At 60.7% G+C, this 20846-nt stretch carries 13 protein-coding genes and 3 riboswitches; of the genes, 2 read left to right on the top strand and 11 right to left on the bottom strand.

Annotation, left to right across the window (positions count from 1 at the left end; genetic code table 11):
• Window positions 1-81 precede the first annotated feature (81 nt).
• The 11 genes from F6V30_RS09800 to F6V30_RS09845 all read right to left on the bottom strand — a co-directional run bounded on the left by F6V30_RS09800 (window position 82) and on the right by F6V30_RS09845 (window position 16784).
• A complete protein-coding gene (locus F6V30_RS09800; RefSeq protein WP_191965646.1) occupies window positions 82-1857 on the bottom strand; it encodes an ABC transporter substrate-binding protein in 1776 nt (591 codons plus the stop codon).
• Window positions 1858-1941: 84 nt separating this feature from the next.
• Entirely contained in the window at window positions 1942-2382 is a 441-nt protein-coding gene (locus tag F6V30_RS09805; RefSeq protein ID WP_151156792.1) for a hypothetical protein, read from the bottom strand.
• 17 nt (window positions 2383-2399) lie between these two features.
• Window positions 2400-2867: a nitrous oxide reductase accessory protein NosL gene (locus F6V30_RS09810; protein WP_151156793.1), complete on the bottom strand. Its 468-nt coding sequence runs from the start codon at window positions 2865-2867 to the stop codon at window positions 2400-2402.
• 30 nt (window positions 2868-2897) lie between these two features.
• Window positions 2898-3434, bottom strand: a complete 537-nt coding sequence (locus F6V30_RS09815; RefSeq protein WP_191965647.1) for a peroxiredoxin family protein — start codon at window positions 3432-3434, stop codon at window positions 2898-2900.
• Window positions 3421-4392, bottom strand: coding sequence for a transporter family protein (locus F6V30_RS17090; RefSeq protein WP_191965648.1), 972 nt, complete (start codon window positions 4390-4392; stop codon window positions 3421-3423). The genes F6V30_RS09815 and F6V30_RS17090 overlap by 14 nt, the downstream gene beginning before the upstream one ends.
• A gap of 28 nt (window positions 4393-4420) precedes the next feature.
• Window positions 4421-5986: a hypothetical protein gene (locus F6V30_RS09820; protein WP_151156795.1), complete on the bottom strand. Its 1566-nt coding sequence runs from the start codon at window positions 5984-5986 to the stop codon at window positions 4421-4423.
• Between the two features lie 306 nt (window positions 5987-6292).
• A complete protein-coding gene (locus F6V30_RS09825) occupies window positions 6293-11086 on the bottom strand; it encodes an Ig-like domain-containing protein (RefSeq protein WP_151156796.1) in 4794 nt (1597 codons plus the stop codon).
• Window positions 11083-11406 carry a hypothetical protein gene (locus tag F6V30_RS09830; protein ID WP_151156797.1) on the bottom strand — a complete coding sequence of 108 codons (324 nt, stop codon included), beginning with the start codon at window positions 11404-11406 and terminating at the stop codon, window positions 11083-11085. The genes F6V30_RS09825 and F6V30_RS09830 overlap by 4 nt, the downstream gene beginning before the upstream one ends.
• A gap of 113 nt (window positions 11407-11519) precedes the next feature.
• Window positions 11520-11819 carry a hypothetical protein gene (locus tag F6V30_RS09835; RefSeq protein WP_151156798.1) on the bottom strand — a complete coding sequence of 100 codons (300 nt, stop codon included), beginning with the start codon at window positions 11817-11819 and terminating at the stop codon, window positions 11520-11522.
• A gap of 17 nt (window positions 11820-11836) precedes the next feature.
• Window positions 11837-13855 (bottom strand): FKBP-type peptidyl-prolyl cis-trans isomerase, encoded by a 2019-nt coding sequence (locus tag F6V30_RS09840; RefSeq protein ID WP_151156799.1) that lies wholly within the window; start codon window positions 13853-13855, stop codon window positions 11837-11839.
• Window positions 13856-14363: 508 nt separating this feature from the next.
• The gene (locus F6V30_RS09845) at window positions 14364-16784 is read right to left on the bottom strand and encodes a DUF5011 domain-containing protein (RefSeq protein ID WP_151156800.1); all 2421 of its coding nucleotides are present in this window, start codon (window positions 16782-16784) and stop codon (window positions 14364-14366) included.
• A gap of 604 nt (window positions 16785-17388) precedes the next feature.
• Here F6V30_RS09845 and F6V30_RS09850 point away from each other — a divergent pair.
• Together F6V30_RS09850 and F6V30_RS09855 are read left to right on the top strand one after the other, a co-directional pair.
• A complete protein-coding gene (locus F6V30_RS09850) occupies window positions 17389-18648 on the top strand; it encodes a sensor histidine kinase (protein WP_151156801.1) in 1260 nt (419 codons plus the stop codon).
• Window positions 18620-19252: a response regulator gene (locus F6V30_RS09855; protein WP_151156802.1), complete on the top strand. Its 633-nt coding sequence runs from the start codon at window positions 18620-18622 to the stop codon at window positions 19250-19252. The genes F6V30_RS09850 and F6V30_RS09855 overlap by 29 nt, the downstream gene beginning before the upstream one ends.
• A gap of 217 nt (window positions 19253-19469) precedes the next feature.
• Window positions 19470-19546: riboswitch (cyclic di-GMP riboswitch) on the top strand.
• Window positions 19547-19614: 68 nt separating this feature from the next.
• Window positions 19615-19691: riboswitch (cyclic di-GMP riboswitch) on the top strand.
• Window positions 19692-20747: 1056 nt separating this feature from the next.
• A riboswitch (cyclic di-GMP riboswitch) is annotated at window positions 20748-20824 on the top strand.
• The last annotated feature ends 22 nt before the right edge of the window (window positions 20825-20846 follow it).

A 20846-nucleotide genomic window follows, 5' to 3' on the forward strand; every position in this document is an offset into this window, starting at 1 on the left:
CGGCGCCTTGATCCTTTGTCGGCATGAGATGTCATCGTTCCCCCATCGCAGTTCGTCGGCAACCAGACCTTCCGGCAGGGATCACCGGGTCGTCCAGCCGCTCCCCCAACTGTTCTTCACGAGCCCGCTCTTCGAGAGCCGGACGATGTAGCATTCCCTCGATACATACCGCTGCCCCGGGCCGAAGCTGAGGCGTTCATACAGGGGGACATCCAGGTCCATGATCGTGCCGATCGCATCGAGGAGATTGTCGCGGTAATAATTCCCTTTCATCTCCCATAGCGCCGTATCCAGGACCAGGGTGAGTATGTATGACTGCTGCGATATCCTGGTCGTGGCCACGGCGTTCGCCTCGGGGTTGAACTTTTTCACCCCCATGGTCGGCGAGGTATTGACCTTGTCCTGGGGCGACCGGGACATGCCGTAGGGATAGGTGAGGTAGGTGAAGCCCCGGGCCTTCTCATCCAGGGAAAACAAGCCACTGCCCAGGTAGGTCGATGAAGCCAGGACCATGGCCGGCCTGTCCTTCCCGTCGGCCGCGGCCGCCAGCGCCTTGAGCGATTCCGGCCCGTCCCACAGGATAATGGCGGCCGGGTTCTCCCGGGCCTGCTCCTGTTGCAGGAATTCCCCGGTCAGCGCCTCACCCTGCTTGAGGGTGACCGTCACCGGAGGCTTTTGTTCGAAATCGCGCCAGCTTTCCAGAAATCCCTGGGAAAGCGCCCGGCCTTCCGGGGTATCGCGGACAACCTGGATTACCGGCCTTCCCTTGAGCTCCTCCCTGGCGGCGAGGAAACGGGCGGCACCTTCTCCCTCCAGATAATACCCCTTTGACAGGTACAGGGTATACCAGTCGGTCGGGGATATGACCGGATAGTCGGTAATCGGGAAGATGCACGGGATGCGGTTCTCCTCGCAGAACTGGTGCACCGGCTGCCACTCCCCGGTCGTAATCCCACCCAGGATGGCGAATACCGGCTCCTTGCGGTAGTACTCCGCCAACTGGTCGCGCCAGGTTCCGGGGGGCCCTTTGAGCACCCAGCGGGACAGGGCCAGTTTCTTGATCCCGATCCCTCGCAGCATGAACTCTATGTCGGCCATGATGCGGGACCGGTAGCCCGCTGACCTCGACATGAGCCCGACCTGCCGCGGGTCGCGATAATTCGTCTGGTTCTTGTTCCTGATGAAATTCTCCAGGGGGGCCAGCATCGCGTTCCGCTCCCCGGGGCCGACGTCATCCGCGACGATCGTCGCAAAGTGGACGGTCGTGTCCGTCACTCCCGGCGAATACTCGCTGGACAGCGATCTCAGGTAGAAGATGAGGGACTTCATGTCCGCGTCGCTCAGGATGTAACGCGGCATGACGTCGCTCAGGACGCGTCCGGCCGAATCGACGCCGTTGCGCACTGCGGCGGCCAATGTCGCATCCGTATAGACCGGGCGGCGTTGGGCCGACCGGTGGGATTTCAGGGTTTGCTCGATAACCTGGGAGGGGGGGAGGGGGACGGCCTTGTTCGTGGGGGTCGAGTAGGCCTGGAAGGGTTTGAAGAGCTTGGCGCCGTTTATGGAAGGGGTGACGACGCCGTTGTCGGTCGAGCCGAGTCCGCTGCGCAGATGGCAGCTCACGCAGGCATAGGTCGTGCCGGGGATTGCGGCGCCGTCCTTGAGGGTGGCCGGCAGCGGTTTCCCCGACGGCAGGACCCCCTCGCGGTAGATCCGCTCTCCCTGACGAAACGCCTCCTGGAAAGATGGGGAAGAGGCAGGTGGCGCAGCGAAAGAGCGTGCCGGCCTGAACAAAAGGGAAAGGACGGCAAGGAAGGCCGCTACGACCGTGAGACACCGCGCGTGACCCTGTTTCATCGGATTTTCCATATGATCACTATCTCCTGACCGGGTCCCATGGGATGTATGCTTGGGAACCTGTTCGTAACCGTGCCCGGACATCTAAAGATCAAACAGGTAGGCGCCGCGGAACACCGTCTTCCCCTGCTTCACGAAGGTGAGGCTGACCTCCCAGTCGCCGGGCATGACCAACCTCACGGGGAGGAGGTAGGCCCCCTTTGCGGAACGGGAGAAATCCTTGTCGCCGCTGGCATGGGCTCCCCTCATGGAGGGCATGTCCGCATCCCCCTTGACGGCGAACGACGTGTCGCGCACGCCGCCAAGGGTGAATATCTCCACCCGCATGACGGCCGTCCCCAGTTTCGGCGGTTTGACGAAGCTGTAGGTGAAGTAATTCTGCGCCCCAAGGGGTATCTTCTCCCCCGGTTTCGGAAGGGGCTGAAAGCCGCTTCGCATGCTGGATAGGGGCGCGGCAGGGGCTCCCGACAACAATACGGCGTCTGTGATGAGCACAACCATCAGCGCAGGGATTACAATCCTCATACCATGCTCCTCCTGAATCAGTGGGACGTAGGGGCGATCTCCCCTTGGGCGGCGGCCAGCGCCTCGGCCCAGTTCGCGGTCGTTCCACCATTGGCCGCAATGAACGAGCGGGCCGCGGCTTCTGTCCCGAAGGCCCATTTGGGACGTTGGGTCATGACCCCGCGCTTCCTGCCGCCGATCACCCAGATCGCCTTCCCGGCATCGATCAAAAGCCGCGTGTCGCGGTCGGCGACCAGGATCGAGGTTACGGGACGCCTCTTGTTGGCATCCAACTCGGTAACGGCGCAGTGCAGGCTGCATACCCCCGCCCGGCCGCCGTCCCGATAGTGGATCAGCATCCTGCTGTAACCATAGGCCTTGCGATCCATGCCGCACGTGGTGCAGGAACGGTGTTCCCGGATGTCGTCCTGGGCCGGTGCGGGAGCGGCCAGGCAGGCGAATGCGCCGATGGCAAAGGTGAGTATCACGAGTATTCTGGAAATCATTTTTTGCCCCTTGCGTCAGGATTGAAACGGCTACGGCAATGCGGCAAGAACGGCGTCGAACCGGGAACCGTTCTGGTAGTCCTCACTCATCCGGATGATGCCGGTGCTGTCGATGACGACGGTGGTCCCCATGGTTGCCTGATAATTATTGAGCAGGACATGCCCCGTGTCCGCCAGGACCTGGAAGCTGCCGGCAAAACCGTTCGCCGCGGCCGAACCGGCGGCGTCCGCGACGGAGCCGGAAACGTAATCAACGGCATAGAAGCCGACAGCGGGATAGGAGGGCATCGTGCCGCGGATGCTGTCCATGTGACTGTCGCAGACCGGGCACCACATGGTGAAGTACAGGACAATGCCCTTCCGGGCGGCGAGTGCCGACGCAAGGGTAACGGTTGCGCCGCTGGTGTCGCTAACCGAGAAATCGGGCGCCCGCTGGCCCACGGAGGGTCCTGTGGAGCCCGGCTGGACCGGGGGCCGCTTGTCCTCCCCGGAGGGGAACAGGTTATCGCCGCACCCGGCCAGGACCAGCATCGCGAGCAGCAGGCAGCAGTGTCTAGCGAAACGCATAGCGGACCCCCACGGTGATGATATCGGTGGTGGGAAAATTCTTCCCCCAGCCGTCCGCCTGGATGGCATGGTTCCATCCGGCCCGCACGGTCCAGTCGCTGTCGGTGTTGGCATAGGCAAGGGTTCCCCCAACCGACTGTTTCGTGAAGGCGGTCGTGCCGTCCCGCATACCGTTGAAGCTGCCGTCCCCCTCGGTCAGGTACGTATAGGAGACGGTGCCGATCACCTGGTCACCGCCGGTGCCCAGGACATAGCTGTAGCTCAGGGACGCGCCTACCGACAACCGGTCTCCCAGCTGTTTGCGGTACGGCTCCACGTATCTGCCGTACTCCCGGTTGACGGAACGTTCGAAATAGGTGCCGTAACTCAGGGCAACGGAGGCGCTCCAGGGCTGGATGGTCTTTTCGATGAGCAGGTTGCCGTCGAGGCGGTAGAATCCACGGCCGGTGATGTCGAAACTGCTCTTCTCGTCGTCGTAGGGGGAGATGCCGGTGGGGAGGAGGAGGGACAGCCCCAGGTTGACGGACGGGATCATGTCCTCCGGTTCGCGCACCCGCCAGGCCGACGTGTCCTCAAACAGCTCGTACCACAGGGAAACCGTGGCGTCGCCGAGGCCGTCCGAGTGGGAGGAAACCCCGGAATAGTTGTTGTCGTTCCACACGTAGGGAAGTACGACGCTCGCCTGCCAATCCCTGAAAAACCTCTGGGCGTATCCCAGGTTCACGCGGTACTGCTTCAGGTCCGATCCGGGCGGATCGGGGGTGTGCCTGCCGTCCTGGTTCCAGAAGCCGTCGTAGATCTCCATGTCAAGGGAAAGGTCGGCCACGGCCCGGGCGTATTTCGGCACGAGCAGGGAGGTGGGGGAACCGCCGCCGCAGCAGGAGCCTGCCCAGGAAGGTCGCGGGACGATTGCGGCGCCCCCTGCCAGGAGGGCTGCCGCAATCATGAGTGCCGGCATACGGCCGATCTGCCGTGGCGCGCCCATGTCAGGGGATGACGGTGAAGCTCTGGTAGCCGTTCGTTGCGGAGGGGGCGGCGCCGTCGGTCGTCTTCTGCTCGCCGTTGACCGTGACCTTGACGTAGACCTTGCCGGGCACCCCGGACGAAAGCCCGGTCAGCCCGGCGGCCGACCAGTGGCCGTTGCCGCCGTCCGTGGCGCTGACCCAGTTCGCGGCGTCGGTGGATACCTGGACGGCTATGGCGTTGACCGTCCAGGTTGCGCCGGTCTGGTCCTTCAGTTGGCTCCCCACCTTCACCGCAGGGAAGCTCATCATGGTTTCCTTGGTGGCGAGGAACAAGCCGAAGGTGTAGCTTCCCCCGGCACCGCTGGCAAGGCCGTCGTTGAACAGGTAGTAGGTCCGTTTCTCTGCGCCGGTCATGCCCGGTATGGCGTCACTGACGCCGGAGAGCTTGGCGAGGGTGGTGCTCCCCATGGGCATGGCAACCGTGGGATAGAAGGAGGCCGTCTCGCTGCCGATCATCACCTTCAGTTCCCAGACCCCCATGGAGAGGCCGTTCATCATGTTGGCCATGACATAGTAGACCGTGCAGGTATAGGTCCCGTCTCCGTTATCGATAACCGGATCAGCGGGGGTGGAATGGTTCCCGCTCGACATGTGCATCAACGGTTGCAGGGAAACGGGTTTCCCGGCAGCCGGCGTGCCGCCGCCCAGGTTGGTCAGCTTGATCCTGAAGCTTGTCCTGCCCTGGACGGGAGCCATCGTGCCGGGAATGTATTCGACCCGGTAGCTCGTGGTCAGTGCGGTCTTGTTGAAGGGAAGGGGGCCGAGCTTGTCGATGGTCAGCCTGGTCTTGTTCAGGCTGCTGCTTTGGAATTCCACCAGGGCTGTGGTGTAACGGTTGGCTATGTCCTCAGGGATGGCTGTCCCCGACGCCGTGGACACCGCAGCACCTAATTTCCTGCCGTCGAGCGTGCCATCGGCAAGGTCGTCGGCCAGGACATCGATCAGCTCGAACTGTTTGGACGGGTCGTTGATGAGGTCCTTGGTCAGTTGGCTGAAAGCGGCGACGTGGAGCCCGGCCAGCCGCTGCTTGTCGGAGGATGCGGTGGACATGTTCACGAACGCCGGCTTCACGGAACAATCGGGGGTAAAGCCGAAGGCGGCGTTAAATTCGGCCTCGGCGGCGGCCTTGCTCGTGCCGCCGGCCACCATCTTCCGGATGATGGTGCTGGAAGGGTCTATGGTCACATTCGAGCCGCCGGCCAGGCTGCCGCCTGCGATATAAGCGCTGAGCGTCCCCAGAACTACCGCCCTGCCGCTGGCCGTCTGGTCCGCCTCGTCGTCAAAGGTGCCGCTCGTGGCCTCAAAGACCAGATCATTGGCAAGGGCCGCCGTGGGGATGGCGATGGTGTACGATCCGTCGCCCGCCGTGATTGCCGGGCCCGCCACCACCGTCCCGGCAACCGTTGTTACCTTGACCTTCGCGCCGTTTGCCGGACCGGCCAGGACCGAGCCTGAGACCGTTGTCGTCGCCACAGGGGAACTGCCGCCACCCGAACCGCCGCCACAGCCGGACATGATGATGGCCATACACGGTAACAACAGAGTTTGCATACAACGCCGGAATGATCTCATTGCGCACTCCTTTGATCGGTTGTCTTGCGGGAAAATCGTTTGCAGGCTCTCTGCTCCGGGAGGATGATGATAAGTATATCTGTCTGCATCGCTTTGTGTCGTCAGGGTATGTCCGATATTTGCATCGGTGGGGGATTGCCGGGAACTCGGAATTTGTCCTATGGTCACTCCTGTTCCTCCCCCGGCGTCGAGATGCAAAAAACAGGGTGCGCCCCGTGATGGCGACGCACCCGTTCTGCTGTTACATCTTACAACCCGATGTTACCATTTGCCTGCTACCGGAGTATCTCCGGCAATGCCGAAATTGTAGATGACGTCTGTCGGCGGTGTCCACGTTCCAGTGCCGCTCACGTTCAGGAAGAACTGACCGGCTCTGAACACGCCGACCTTGGTTTTACCGGTACCGTTCCAGTCACCCGTTACCGGAGTGTCCCCTGACAATCCGAAATTATAGATGACGTCCGTTGGTGGGGTCCAGGTCCCGGTGCCGCTCACGTTCAGGAAGAACTGACCGTTTCTGAACACGCCGATCTTGGTTTTACCGGTGCCGTCCCAATCTCCGGTTACCGGAATATCCCCTGCCATGCCGAAATTGTAGACGGCATCTATGCCCGGATCAAACACGCCGTTGCCGTTCATGTCCAGGAACCATTGACCGTTTCTGAACACGCCGACCTTGGTTGTCCCGTTGCCGTTCCAGTCTCCGGCTACCGGGATATCTCCTGGGAGCCCGAAATTGTAGATGACGTCCGTTGGCGGGGTCCAGGTCCCGGTGCCGCTTACGTTCAGGAGAAATTGGCCGGCTCTGAACACGCCGATCTTGGTCTTCCCATTGTTGTTCCAGTCTCCGAACACCGGGACATCCCCCGCGATACCGAAGGAGTGCGTCGCATCAATGCCGCTGTCCCATGCTCCGTTGCCGTTCGAGTCCAGATACCACTCGTCGGTTGTGCTACGGAAGACGCCGATCTTGGTTGCCACTATGGGTGCCGCAGGCGGGGTCACCGTAACCGCCACGGGCGCGGAAACGGCCGTGGCTCCCAAGCTGTTATAAACCTTGGCCGTCAGTGACAACGTTCCCGCATTAACACCGGAAAAGTTGAACGTGTACGGCGAGACGGTGGCCGAACCTATCAGGCTGGGGCCGTTGTAGTATTCCACCCTGAGGACCGTCGCCGTGCCGCCGGCCGTGGCGGTGGCCGTCAGCGGAATGGTTGCCGGTGCGACATAGGCCGCCCCGGCCAACGGTGTGGCAATGGCCACGGTTGGTGCGGTCCAGGTGGGGGTTGTTACGTTCCTGACGGCCGATGCCGGCGAATTGCCTATATCGTTGAAAGCAAGGATTCGATAACGATACGTCGTGGCCGAAGCGACCGTTGTGTCGGTATAGGTGAGCACGGTCTTGTCGTATATGGTCGCTATGGTGGTGTACGTGGTGCTTGTGGCGCCCGTGGCCCGCTGGACCAGGTAACCGGTCGGCGCATTGGTCGCGGTCGAAGCGGCATTGGCTGTCCAGGTCACGACTACCTGTCCTATGGTTGCCGCGGCGGTGGGCCGGCCCGGGGCAAGGGGCGCGACACCGGCGACCGTCAGGACCAAGGGGCGCATCATGTCGTTTTCTTCATGTCCCAGCAGATGGCAGTGCCATACGTATTCCCAACCGAAGTTGGTCACCACGTTGCTTTGCTGGGCCACCGCCGCCACACCCGGCGGAGGAAGCACAGGATAGAAGTTGGTCGTGGAGTTCGCCGGGGTAGTCGGATCCAGCACCCGGCTGCTGTTGGGGATCGGGAAGGGGAGTATCTGGGAGGTGGGCCTGATGGCCACGATGAGGTCTTCCATCGGGTTCGTCCTGATGGTTTCCTTCCAGCCGATCTCTTCCGGGTACGGGGGTTTCAGGACGTTGGTCCAGTCGACCCGGTTGACCACCTGCATGTTGAACAGGTGGAAGTGCATGGCATGGGAGTCGACGCCCAGGTGGGAAAGGCGCCAGATGATGGTCTCGCCATCGTTCATGATCTCGGTCGGCGGGTCGATGTAGCGGGCGAGGCCCAGGACAAAGCCGGCGCCGACGCTCGGCGTAAGCGGGTTGGGGGTCGAGCCGAGCCTGATGTCCATCCGCCCGTAATCCACGTCGAACCCTTCGGTCAGATTTTTCCCGGTCATTGCCAAGTCCCCGGTAAGCAGGGCGACAGCCGTGGCGCCCGAGGCGTTGCTGCCCGCAGGCGGCACCAGGAAGACCTCCGGTTGGCTCGTGTAACCCGAGCCCGGGTTGGTGATGGTGATGGAGCCGACGGTATTGAGGGTCGGGATCATTACCGAGCAGGTGGCTGCCACGCCAGGGGCGGGAGGCGCCGATACGGTGCAGGTCGGGGCCGTCACGGTGTTGGTGTAGTTGGAACCCGGCTCGTCGATGGTGATGGCGTTGACCGCACCGCCCGATATGGTTGCCACGGCAGTCGCCTGCACGCCGCCGGCGGTCGGGGCGCCCAAGGTGACGGTCGGCACCGTGGTATAGCCGCTGCCGGTCGTCAGGAGCGTGATGGCGCCGATGGGATTAAGGCCCGCCGTGGCGGTAGCGCCCGTGCCGCCGCCGCCGACGATGACAACGCTCGGGGCCGTCGCGTAATTGGCGCCTGGTGCCGTTGTCTTGATCCTGGAAAGGGCCTTGGCCGTGCCTGAAATATTCAGGGTTGTCTGGTAACCCATGACATAGTTGTCGGTCGTCCCCGTTTTGAAGTGGGGGCCGGAGGGAAAGGCTGCGTTATAGGCCAGTTGGGGCACGATGGGCGGCGGCTGGGATGCCGCAAATACCTGGGGCAGGGCCGCTTTCAACGCCTTCAGGCTGGGGCCGTCGGTGGCCGGGGTTTCGATCGCGGGCAGGGTGCCGGTTACGGGCGAGTTGCGGTTGAAACCGGGTTTAGCCGAGGAGCTGAAGTCCATGCTTGAAGATTTCGTCCCCGCGATCCTGATCTGCATGACGGTACGGGTGTTGGGACCGAAACCGGGCGGGGTCGTGGGCGCGGCGCCGACGCCCCTCTGGTCCGGGTCGTCGCTGTAGAAGTCGTTGAGCGGCCAGAAGTTGGGCATGGGGGCCGGCGCGTCGTTGTACAGCATGACCACGTCGCCGTTGCTGAATTTTGACAGGTCCACGATGACGTCCGCGCGCACCGCCGGCAGAATGAAGAGCGTTTTGCTGGTGACGCCGGCCAGGGGGATGCTCTGACGGTTATATTCGAAATCCACCGGTTGCTGCGGGAGCATCGCGACCTGAGCCAGGAGTCCTCCCTCGTTGCCGATCTGGATCCACGGAGGTCCTTGGGTCGTCGGGTCGGGGACACCGCCGTCGCGGCCGTCGATCGGCCAGGTCGGATAGGTTGCGTTGGGCGCCGCCGGCACCATGGAGACCTCGGTGCAGTTGGCCGCAGTGAAGGTATTCCCTGTCTTGCATATGGCGCCGGTCACCCGGTCCTTCGCGTAGTACAACTGCAAGTTGAGCGCGCGGTCGTTGCAGGCGTTCAGGATGCGGAAACGGAGGGCATCCGGCGGCAACGTGACGTAAGGGAAGGCGGTGCCGTTGACGACCATGGTATCGGCAAAGGTCTCCGGGATGAGGGTCGGGCTCGGCAGGGTGAGGTTCAGGGGGAGCGCCGGCGGAATCATGAACGGGGCATAATCCCACCTGCCGTTGGGGGTGTTCCCCGTCGGGTCGAAGGGGTTCTCTATGGGCATATACTCGTGGGGCATCCACAGGTTTCCGCCCGTGGTGTTGACATAATACGCCCAGAGCGGGTCCGTGTTCAGGGTGTAATCGGTGTGGACATATTTCCCGGCGGGCAGGGTGGCCCAGGCCGCCGTTGCCGCAGCCGAGAGGGTTGTGGCGTCGTTCACGAAGAACTTGTCCTGGATGACCAGGGGGATGCCATAGTGGTACGCGCCCCCACCGGCAACGGGCGCCCCCGGTGCAGGCCCCTGGAGTACGCCTGACTGGTCGGGCAGGAGCTTGGCATTGGTCGGATTCATGCCGTAGACGTTGGTGCCCGAGATCATGTCTTCCTCGTACTGGTCATACAGTAGATAGGGCGCGGCCATGCCGGCATAGACGTTCAGGCGGGTGATCCCGTAGGCGTGGTCGTGGTAGAACATCAGCCTGGCACTCTGCTCATTGGTATAGTAGTAGGTCCCGATCCCGTCGTTTCCGATCGGCGAGAAGCAGGTCGTGCCGCCCTTGCACGGAACTGCGGTGCCATTGACGACAGAGCCGTTGACCATGTCGGGCACGTTCTGGAAACTCGCCCCCTTGGGATAGGAGGTGATTTCCCCGGCAGGGGTAATCCACTGGTGAGGCGTCCCGTCGCTGATCCACGGGGTTGCGCCGCCGTGGAGGTGAAGGTCCGCGCGGTTCTGGGAGTACATCTCAATGCCGCCATTGGGTCCCGTCCCGGCCCCCATGATGGTGGTGTCCACCGGCAGGGGGAGGAGGCTTCCCGCCGGGAGATTGTTGTGGAACTTGAGGCGCACCGGCTTGCCGTTGCCGTTCACGCCGGCCGGCTTGGTCGGATCATAGGACTTGGCAATGATCGCCGGACCAAGGTACTGCTGAATACCATTGGGGGCGCCGGCCGGGCCGTTGATCTGCGCGTACCCCCTGAGGGTGGCCCCGGTTGCGGGCAGGTCCGAGTGCATCTGCTTGTTGAACTGTCCCACCTCGATTTCGTAATAATCCGAGGCCGGGTTGGCGGATGTGCCGTTGCCCGCGAAGGTCGTCGTATCGGGAACAGCCAGGGGGATGTACTGCCCCAGGTTGTTCGCGTTCGTGGCCCCCAGGCCGGGGAGCGAGTCGACGAACTTCCTGATGTTCGGGCTGTAGGCGAAGTTGGGCTTGGTATAGTCGACGACAGGGTTCCATCCGATCCCCGGCGGGTAGAGGGGGTTGGCCGGAGCGTTCGGTATGGGCCCGGGCAGCGGAGCCGCGGCCACGGCCATGGGAGCGGCCAGCATGGTCACCACCAGGACCAGCTTTTGCCATAGTAATGAGCAGCATCGCTTATTCATTGTCCGCCCCCCTTTCCTGTTGTGTCAGGAGCCGCTGTTCCGGATTCCTGTCCTTCCACGACCTTTTTGATGTACTTTTTGGCATCCTGCCGTTTCTTGATCGCGGCATCCCTCTGCTCACGCGCGCGTATGGCAGCGGCTTTGTCCCGTCGTTCTGCCGCCGCTTTCTGCTCGGGCGTCAGGGGGACGGCGCCTGAATCCTGCTGCGCGTAGGTTGCGCCGATCCCCAGGGAGGATGCAGCTACCACCACGATGCACGTCGTTACTACTAAAAGTCTGAATCGGTTCATGGCCAGCAGAAAAAGTTTGAATCTATTCATAATATCTCTCCTTCCTTTTTGATTTGCCAACACGACAAATCGGCCTCATTAACAGCACGGTCACGTTGCGGCACAAATCCTCCTTTCGTGTTTGATGAAGCGATCCCGGGAGTTCATTGGCGCGACATGGTTTTGAGCCAGGAGGCCCCATGCAACTTGGCCAGATCGTTCCTCACGATCATCTCCGGAGGGACATCCGCCGTCTGTTGCTGCTCGGATTCCCGGGCAGCGGCACTCGTCTGTTCCTGTGCTCCCTCCCCCGCCTGTCCGGGGCGGTTGGAGACGGGCACCTGTTCGGTTGTTCCGATACATACCGCCTCATAATGATCCGGGTATTCCACGACCCGGCAGTCAGTGGCCCCAAAGACCACGCACGGCATCAACACTATCCCCGGCAAAATAATCTTTTTCATGGCTTCAGCCCTCTCGATTACTGCTTGACCTCGAGAAGCTCCACTTCGAATACCAGCGTGGCATACGGCAGGATGAGATTGCCCGCCCCCTTCTCCCCATAGGCGATCTCCGGGGGGCAGACCAGCTCTGCCTTGCCTCCCGGTTTCATCCTCTGCAGCCCCTCGTTCCAGCACTTGATGACGCCGTCCATCTTAAGCTCGAGCGGCTCCCCCCGTTTGTAGGAACTGTCGAATTCCTTCCCGTCGGGGAGTGTGCCGCGGTAGTTGACCTTTACCGTGGCGGTCGGGCTCGGACTGGGCCCGCTGCCATCCTTGATCGAGCGATAGACCAGTCCGGAATCGGTCTTGAGCGCGCCCTTTTCCCCGGCTGACTTTTCAAGGAACTCCTTGTTCTGTCCGGCCAGCTTTTGCCCCAGGGCCTTGCGGCGCTCAACGGCCAGCTCGTTGATCTTCCCCGCGTAGGCGCTGAGATCCCCCGTAGGGCCCTTGCCGGTTGCGGCGTGGGTGAGCCCCTGCTTGACCAGTTCCAGTTCGCCGCGCGTCAGGTTGAAGTCGGCAAGATCACGGTATAAAACCAGGCCGATGGCATAGATCGTCTCCAGGTTCTCGATCCTGGTCTGATCTTCCTGTGCCGTGGCCTGCTTGTCTTTTTGCTGTCTCGCCTTTCGTTCGGCGGCAAAGTTTTTCATGGTTGCCACCAGCTCCTCATCGGACATGAGGAGCTTCTCGCCCCCCATCGCGTCCTTCATGCCTTTAAGCACCATACCCGGGTCCATCTCGGCCCCTTGCCGCCTGAGGTTTCTGCCCATATCGACCCCAAGGCCATAACTCTGTTTCTCTATGGGCGTTTTGAGGGCCGGTGCCTCGCCGGCAACCATCTGGGCGGACAGAAGCACCACCCCTAAAACAACAATCCATTTGAATGTCATAGTCGTCTCTCCTTTGTGGGCTAAGCCCGGGTTGGGATTAGTATAGTGGCTGAACCCAGCCGAATCTGTTTCCATGCTGGTTTGGTGGCCTTCCACCCTGCTCGGCTGTACCGGTGCCAGGCTGGCGCTCAACAGGCCCAGGAATGCGGACGCTGACAACACGAAGCCGAGATACGATGTGGAGGCCCTGTTGGTGAGGAAGAGCGCGATGCCGCCGAACAGCGCGGTCAAGGTCCAGAACAGGAGCGTCACGTTCACTGGAGAGATGTTCTTCCGCACCATCAGGTAGTGCAGGTGAAGGGTGTCTGCCTGAAACGGATTCCTGCCGTTCATGAGCCTCACGAACAGCACCCGGAGCGTATCGAAGATAGGGATGAGCAGCACAAGCACCGGGAACAGGCAATCCACCGGAGATTTTGCATCCTGTGTCAAAAGCACGGCGGTGAAGGACAGGGAGAAACCGAGAAAGAGACTCCCCGAGTCTCCCATGAAGATTCTGGCATTGGGGAAGTTGTACAGGAGGAATGCGCCCAGAGCCCCTGCAAAGGCAAAACAGACAACCGCCACCGGCATGTTGCCCGTGAGGAGGGCGGTAATCCCCATGAACAGGAACCCCAGGAGCGATACGCCTCCGGCAAGGCCGTTGAGACCGTCCAGAAGGTTGATGGCGTTGGTGATGCCGATGACGCTCAGGTAGGTGAAAGGGGTACTTAACCAGCCCAACGCAACCAGCCCCAGCGGGCCGTACGTCCCGACATGGTGAATCGTCAGATCACCGCAGAATATGACGATCGTTGCCGCTGCCGTCATCCCGGCAAACTTGGTTTTCCACCCGAGGGACGCGAGGTCGTCGATGGCTCCCATGCCGACCAGAAGGAACGACGCGACAATGTAAGGCGTCAGGGCGCCGGTGTCGTTTTCCATGAACAGAAACGGCAGTACGCCGACAAAGAACGCCACCCCACCCCACCGGGGGGTTGTCTTGCTATGCAGTCGTCGTCCACCCGGCGCATCCAGGCATCTGCATGCCGTGGCAATGCGGATGACAAACGGCATGACGGCGGCCGTGAGCAGGAACGAAACGAGACAAGGAATGACGGGTTTCATAGATGTCCTCGCAGAGCCTGGCTGAGATGGCACTTATGGGGCCGGTTGTTGTACATCAGCTACCGGGGTGGTCTGTGACTTTGCCGCTTGCTCAAATGTTCACTGTACCAACCTGACCGCGATATAGAGACGGCGGAGTTGGCCGGGGAAAGTGCAGCAAGCAGTACTTAGCAGGGATCGGCATTTGAAATAATTATATCCGATCTCGTAAGTCGGAAAATTCGGTGGATGTCCGTATTATTTATAGGTATTTCAAACGTACTACTTAGGTGTTTGTATGGTGGGGAAATGCCGTCTGTCCTAGGAGAGGCACAACGACGTCAGCAACAGGAGAGGTGAACGGTGTTGCCTGAGCCATGCCGGTCCCCAGGGGGATAAAAACGAGGCCGTTTGCACCGGCAAACGGCCTCGTCAGACCTTGGGCAGAGGACATCACCATGCGGATCTGCCACTCATTTCATTCCGTTCTCTCAGGTTCATTCGTCGCCATGGCGGTCTAAAGCCGCCGCTACCACCTCTTGCCATGACAATTGTAGCAACTCAGTGGCTGGCCTTTGGAGGCGGAATCGATGCTGTGGCAGCTGATGCAACTGCTCACGCCGTTTTTCTCCACATACGTGGGATGGCTGCTCTTCGGATTGGTCCAGCCAAAGGGATGGGACGTGGTGCCGGTGGCCGTACCTCCCGTGTTCACGGTGTCCGTACTCGTACCGGTGGAACTCCCTTCGCTGCTCCGACTTTCATACTCATTTTCACCACTTTTGGCGGGCCGGTAAATCACGTTCCGGGTTACGGTGCTGCTGTTGCCGGAGGCATCCGTCGCGGTGACGGTAATGGTGTACAGTTTGGCGCTGGTAAAGGTAAGCCGCTGCCTGAAAATGCCGTTTGTCACCAACTGGGTGTACGTTTTGCCGGCCATGGTGATAGCCACGGTGATCTCCTTGGTACTGTTGGTGACCGTACCGAAGAGGATCAGGTAGGAACGGCTGGTGGTCATGTCCTGGGCGGGATTGGTGACCGCCAGTGTGAACTTGGATGTATCGTATGACACTGTCCGCTTGACGCTGGAGGTGTTGCCCGCCAGGTCGGTCGCCACGATAGTGATGGTATTCACGCCCGGCGCCAGATTGACGGAGGCGCTGAAATTGTTGCCGCTCATGGTGGCGGATTGGGGGCTGCCGCCGTTGGTGGTGATAGCCACCGTGGAGGTTTCGTTGACGCTGCCGGTCACGGCGGCGAATGACGATGTCGTGGTGCTGTTGTCGATGGGGGCCGCAACCGTCAGTACCGGAGCAGCCGGATCATAGTTGATGGTGCGGGTATCGCTTTTCTGGTTGCCGGCGCTGTCGGTGGCGATGACCGTAATGGTGTTGGCCCCGGCAATCAGGGTGATGGCGGTGGAGAAGGAGCCGTCGGACATGATGGTGACGTTCTGGCCGTTGACGGTGACGGACTGGGTGCCGGCACTGACGCTGCCGCTGATGTTGAGCGTGGCATTGTTGGTATATGAACCGTCGGAAAGAGCCGAGACCGTAAGTGTCGGGGCGCTTGACCGTATCGTAATGCCGAAGGCGCTGGAGGCGCTCCCCCCGGCCGTGGTGACGGTGACGGTTCCGGCGCCGGCGGCGGCATTGGCGGCGACGTTGACCGGCAGGCTGACCGAGGTGGCGGTGGCGGTGGCGGTGGCCGTACCGCCGGTAACCCCGCTGTTGCTGAAGCTTACCGCTGCGCCGGCCAGGTTGGCGCCCGCGATGGTGACGACCTGATTGACTGCCCCCTGCACGAGGCTGTTGGGGGAGACCGAACTGATTGCCGGTAGCGGAACGGCGCTGGCGGTGACGCTGAAGGCCTTGGAGGCGCTGCCGTTGGCCGTGGTGACGGTGACCGTCCCGGCACCGATAGCAGCGGCGGCCCCGACACTGACCGGTACGTTGATGGCGGTGGCGGTCCCGGTGGCTGTGCCGGCGGTGATCCCGCCGTTACTGAAGCTCACCGTGGCGCCGCTCAGGTTGGTGCCGGTTATGGCGATGGTTTGACCGGTAGCTCCCTGGGCGAGGCTGTTGGGGGAGACCGAACTGATCGTCGGCGTCACGGCGGGGCTGGCGGTGACGTTGAAGGTGCTGGAGGCACTGCCCCCGGCCGTGGTGACGGTGACCGTCCCGGTGCCGATGGCGGCGGTGGCTGCCACGCTGACCGGCAGGCTGATGGACGTGGCGGTCCCGGTAGCCGTTCCGGCGGTGATCCCGTTGTTACTGAAGCTTACCGCGGCGCCGCTCAGGTTGGTGCCGGCGATGGTGACGGTCTGGCCGGCAGCCCCCTGTACGAGGTTGTTGGGAGCCACCGAACTGATCGTGGGCGCCGGCAGGGTGGCCGGGGCAACGGTAAAGGGGGCGGCGATATTCACGATCTCGGAGCCATGGTCAGGGTTGTTGGCGTCTGGGGTCCAGCCGGAACCGAAGGCCGCTCCCCCGGCGTCGTACTGGTTGCCGTACCAGCCGACCTTCCAGGTGTAGGTGCCCGGCGTTGCCGGTGCAGGCGCGCTCAGGGTCGCGGGGTAGGTGGCCGAGTTGCCCATGCCGCTGTCATTGCCGGTGGAGCGCGTCAACTCGACGCTGTTCTGGTCATAAAGCACGGCCCGGAACCAGCCGGTGCGGTAGCCGCCGGTAATGGTGACCGTTACCAACTCGCCCGGGGCGTAGGAACTCTTGTTGGTTGTGCCCGCCACATTGATGGAGCTCTTGGCGCTGCTCGGATGGGTGCCGTGGGCATGGCACCCGTTGCAGGTGGCAACGACCGGCGAGGAATGGCAGCCGGAGCATCCCTGGCTGGTGAAGTAGCTGGATTGGGCCAACGCCTCGGAACCCCACAGGTGTGCCATAATCACTACTATTGCGAAGAAACTGAGTAGAGTCGCCGCGACTATCTTCATAATTCTCTCCTTTCTGTTGTGTCCTCTACGGCCATTCGCCGAACTAATCATGAGTTCAAAGTATAATCCAGCACGCCGGGCTCCATGTAGCGGAAGATGTCCGATTTTTGCATCAGTGTTTGGAACACGGTTGCTGGGTCGTTATCTTATTTATTGCCGGGGCTTGCCCAAAAACGGAGCTGATAGGACAAACACTTAACGCAATCGGGAGAACAACCTACGAATTTCATCCGGTTCTCCTAGTGCAAATACGGACATCTGCTCATTTAATCTTCGGAAACGGCATGTTATCTAATAGGAAAAGCAAACAATTTCGGCCGAGTCGCGTGAACCGGTGAACCTCCTCCTTTTGCGTCATTCGCCCGCCTTGCTCCGGGGGCGGCCTGCCTGGAAAAATTGTTCCGGTTTGAGACAAACGATTGTTTATCTGGCATAATGTAAACACTATGTCCACTGCTTGCAGCGGGCATGTGAGGTTGCCGTGGAAACAAACAATAATGGGAATTCGACAACCCCATCCTCAAAAATGAGGCCCCGCAGGGAGGCATCTCAGCCGGGCTCCGTGTCGATAGCGCCCCCGGCCCGAGCGAAGGGTGGGACACAGATGTGGTGGCTTGAACTTGAGGCGCAGAGGAACGAACTGGAGATGCGGAATGCCGAGCTTCTCCGGTCCGTGAACGAGACGGAAAAGGTCTTGCAGGAATACAAGGAACTGTTCGATCTTGCGCCGGTCGGCGGCGTCATCCTCGGGCCGGACGGGTGCATTCGCACTGTCAACCGGGCGGGCGCCAAAATATTGGGGAGCGGACCTTCCGAACTGGTCGGCCTGCGGTTGGAGCAGTTTGTCCCGGATGCCGCACGCCAACTCTACCTGGACTTTGCCGGTAAGTTGTTGGGGGAAAGACGGCAAGCCGACTGCGAGGTGGAGCTCGTGAAGGAGGGAAACTGCTCTGTTATCCGTTTCGAGGGGGGAAGCAGTACGTCGGGTGATGAATGCCTTGTCGCAATGATCGACATTACCGACCAGAGGGCGCCCGACGAGTGGGTGGGCAGGCCCACGGGTAATCCGGAGTCGCGGATGCAGGCGTTGGCCGAAGAACTGGCCCGGACAAAACAGGAATGTTCGAGAGAAGCCTCCCGGCATAAGAAATGGGAGGAGACGCTGAAAGATTCACTGATGCGGCAGCGGATACTCGCGTCCCATCTCGTGACCATCCGGGAAGAAGAGCGGGCGAGCGTTGCGCGGGAGATCCACGACGAACTGGGGCAGATGCTGGCGTCCCTCCAACTGAACGTGTCGCTCATAGCGCTGGAATACCGCGACCACAAACAGCTTGTGGCCAGGGCCAAGCAAATGGAGCAGTTGGTCAGTTCGTCGATCATGACCGTGCAACGCATCTCTGCGGGGCTACGGCCCGTGATGCTTGATCTGCTGGGGCTTGCCGATGCCATGGAGTGGCAGGCCCAGGAGTTCCGGAAGATGAGCGGAATCCCTTGCACGATCAACATGCAACCGATGGAAAAGAAGCTGGATCGGAACCTGTCAACGGCGATTTTCCGGATCTTCCAGGAAGCGCTGACCAATGTCGTTCGCCATTCCGGCGCGACGCGCATCCAGGCGGACCTGGCGGTACGGAAGGGGTGGCTGACCCTGGCGGTGCGCGATGATGGCCGGGGCATTACCGAAGAGGAAAAGAAGGCCCATTTCTCTCTCGGTATAGCAGGGATGCGGGAACGGGCCGAGGCGTTCGGAGGCAAACTGAGGATCTGTGGTTCCCTGCACCGTGGGACCATACTCTTTGCACGCGTCCCATTGGGAAGGAAGGAGGAACGTAATGCCCACGAGGATTCTTGTAGCGGATGATCACGCAATATTCCGGGAAGGGCTCAAGATGGTTGTTGCTTCGACGGTTGACATGACCGTTGTCGATGAGGCGGTCAACACGCAGGAACTACTGAGCAAGGTGCAGAGCAACGACTACGACATGGTGGTTCTCGATATCTCCATGCCCGGCAGGAACGGGCTCGATGCCCTGGTGGAGATGAAGAACATCAAGCCGAGGCTGCCGGTTCTCGTACTCAGCATGCATCCCGAAGAACAGTACGCGCTCCGCGCGTACAAGTCAGGGGCATCCGGCTACTTGACCAAGGGAAGCCCCTCCAAGGACCTCCTCGATGCGTTACAGAAGATTTCAATGGGGAAAAAATATGTGAGTGCCGCCCTGGCGGAATCACTCGTCACCGTTATCAGCGACCCCAATGGACAGGATCTCCTCCATAGCCTCTCCAACCGGGAATACCAGGTGATGAACCTGATCGCCTCCGGGAAGACGGTCGGCAAAATTGCCGTCGAGCTTTCCCTAAGCGTCAAAACCGTTAGTACCTACCGCGCCCACATCCTTCGCAAACTGAACATGAAAAACAATGCCGAGCTTACCCGGTTTGTCATCGAGAATGATATGCTGTAATAGCAACGCTACCGGCACCCATCACGGCTACGGTATATCGGTCCGGGTAGCGGGGCGCTTTCGTGAACCGTCAGTGGTTATGCCGGATCAGGGGTAAAAACTGTAGCAGATTGCTTTATAATTCATTGGTTTTATAGTTGATTATTTTGCTTTAGAAAATTGTTGACAGGATGCCGGCAAAAGTGTAAATATAAAGAAAATTTGTTGAGTAGTAGATAGACGACAATACTTAACCATCCGCAAGGGTGGGGCGGAAAGCCTACAGGGTCTCACCGAGACAGCCGGGTTGCCGAAATATCGCAAAGATATTTGGCCCCGGCTGTTTTTTTATTTTCTTCTCGTCGACTACTCAACAAGGCGATAGCCGATAATACTAAACCATTTGCGAGAATGGGGCGGAAAGCCTACAGGGTCTCACCGAGACAGCCGGGTTGCCGAAATGTCACCTCACTTCGGTCCCCGGCTGTTTTTGTGTCCGGACACGGAAACAACCGAGGGCAGCCACAAGGAGGGATGCAGCGGTTTAAGATTGCATGGTTGACGTTTTTCAACAGTAAACGCAGTGACCACCACCGAGTACAAACGTGTACAAAACAACAAAGATGATGGAGGAAAGACCTATGTATTGTAAGTCCAGGAAGTTCGTTGCAGTGTGCAGCATCAGCAGTCTTCTCGTGGCGGGACTCGCTTCTGCCGGTTTAGCCGACTATTATTATGGTGGAAGGGACGACTCGCGCAACGGTTATGGTGAGCGGGAACACAGGACATATCCGACCCCCACACCGAGGCCTACTTCTACACCTGCTCCTACTCCGAAGCCTACTCCTACCCCGACTCCGAGGCCTACTCCTACCCCGACTCCGAGGCCTACTTCTACCCCTGCACCGACTCCAACACCTACTCCGAAGCCGACTCCGACTCCGACCCCGGCTCCTACTCCAACTCCTACTCCGAAGCCGACTCCGACTCCGACCCCGGCTCCTACTCCTACTCCTACTCCGGCTCCTACTCCGACTCCGACACCGAAGCCGACGCCTACTCCTACTCCGGTCCCCACTCCGACCCCGGCTCCGACACTCAGTTGGACTCAGTATAATGCCACCTGCGCTGGATGCCACGGCTCCTCGAAGCAGGGCGTGACCCTCGCCCAGGTCCAGGCGGCAATCGCTTCTAATCTCGGTGGCATGGGCTTCCTCTCCACCCTGAGTGTCGCCCAGCTTACCGCGATTGTCAGTGGTCAGTAACCGTTCCCGCAGTTTTTGCGCCGCCGGTTTTCCGACCATGGCCCAACTGCCGGACAACTCGGCCTCTCAGACCTGCTGACGCCGGGATCACTCCGACCGGGAGAGCTGTACGGCTCTCCCGGTCTTTTCTCATCATGTATTGTTTGCATCGGGGCAGGCCAACGATAGAGTTGGGGAGGCAGGAAGGGAATTGTTTTATTGTGCCGCTTATGGGACAATAAACTGTAAAAACAATATAATATTGGCAGGATACACGATACTACTCAACCATCCGCAAGGGTGGGGCGGAAAGCCTACAGGGTCTCACCGAGACAGCCGGGATGCCGAAATATCTTTACCGATATGGGCCC

The sequence above is a fragment of the Oryzomonas sagensis genome (assembly GCF_008802355.1).
Classification (GTDB): domain Bacteria; phylum Desulfobacterota; class Desulfuromonadia; order Geobacterales; family Pseudopelobacteraceae; genus Oryzomonas; species Oryzomonas sagensis.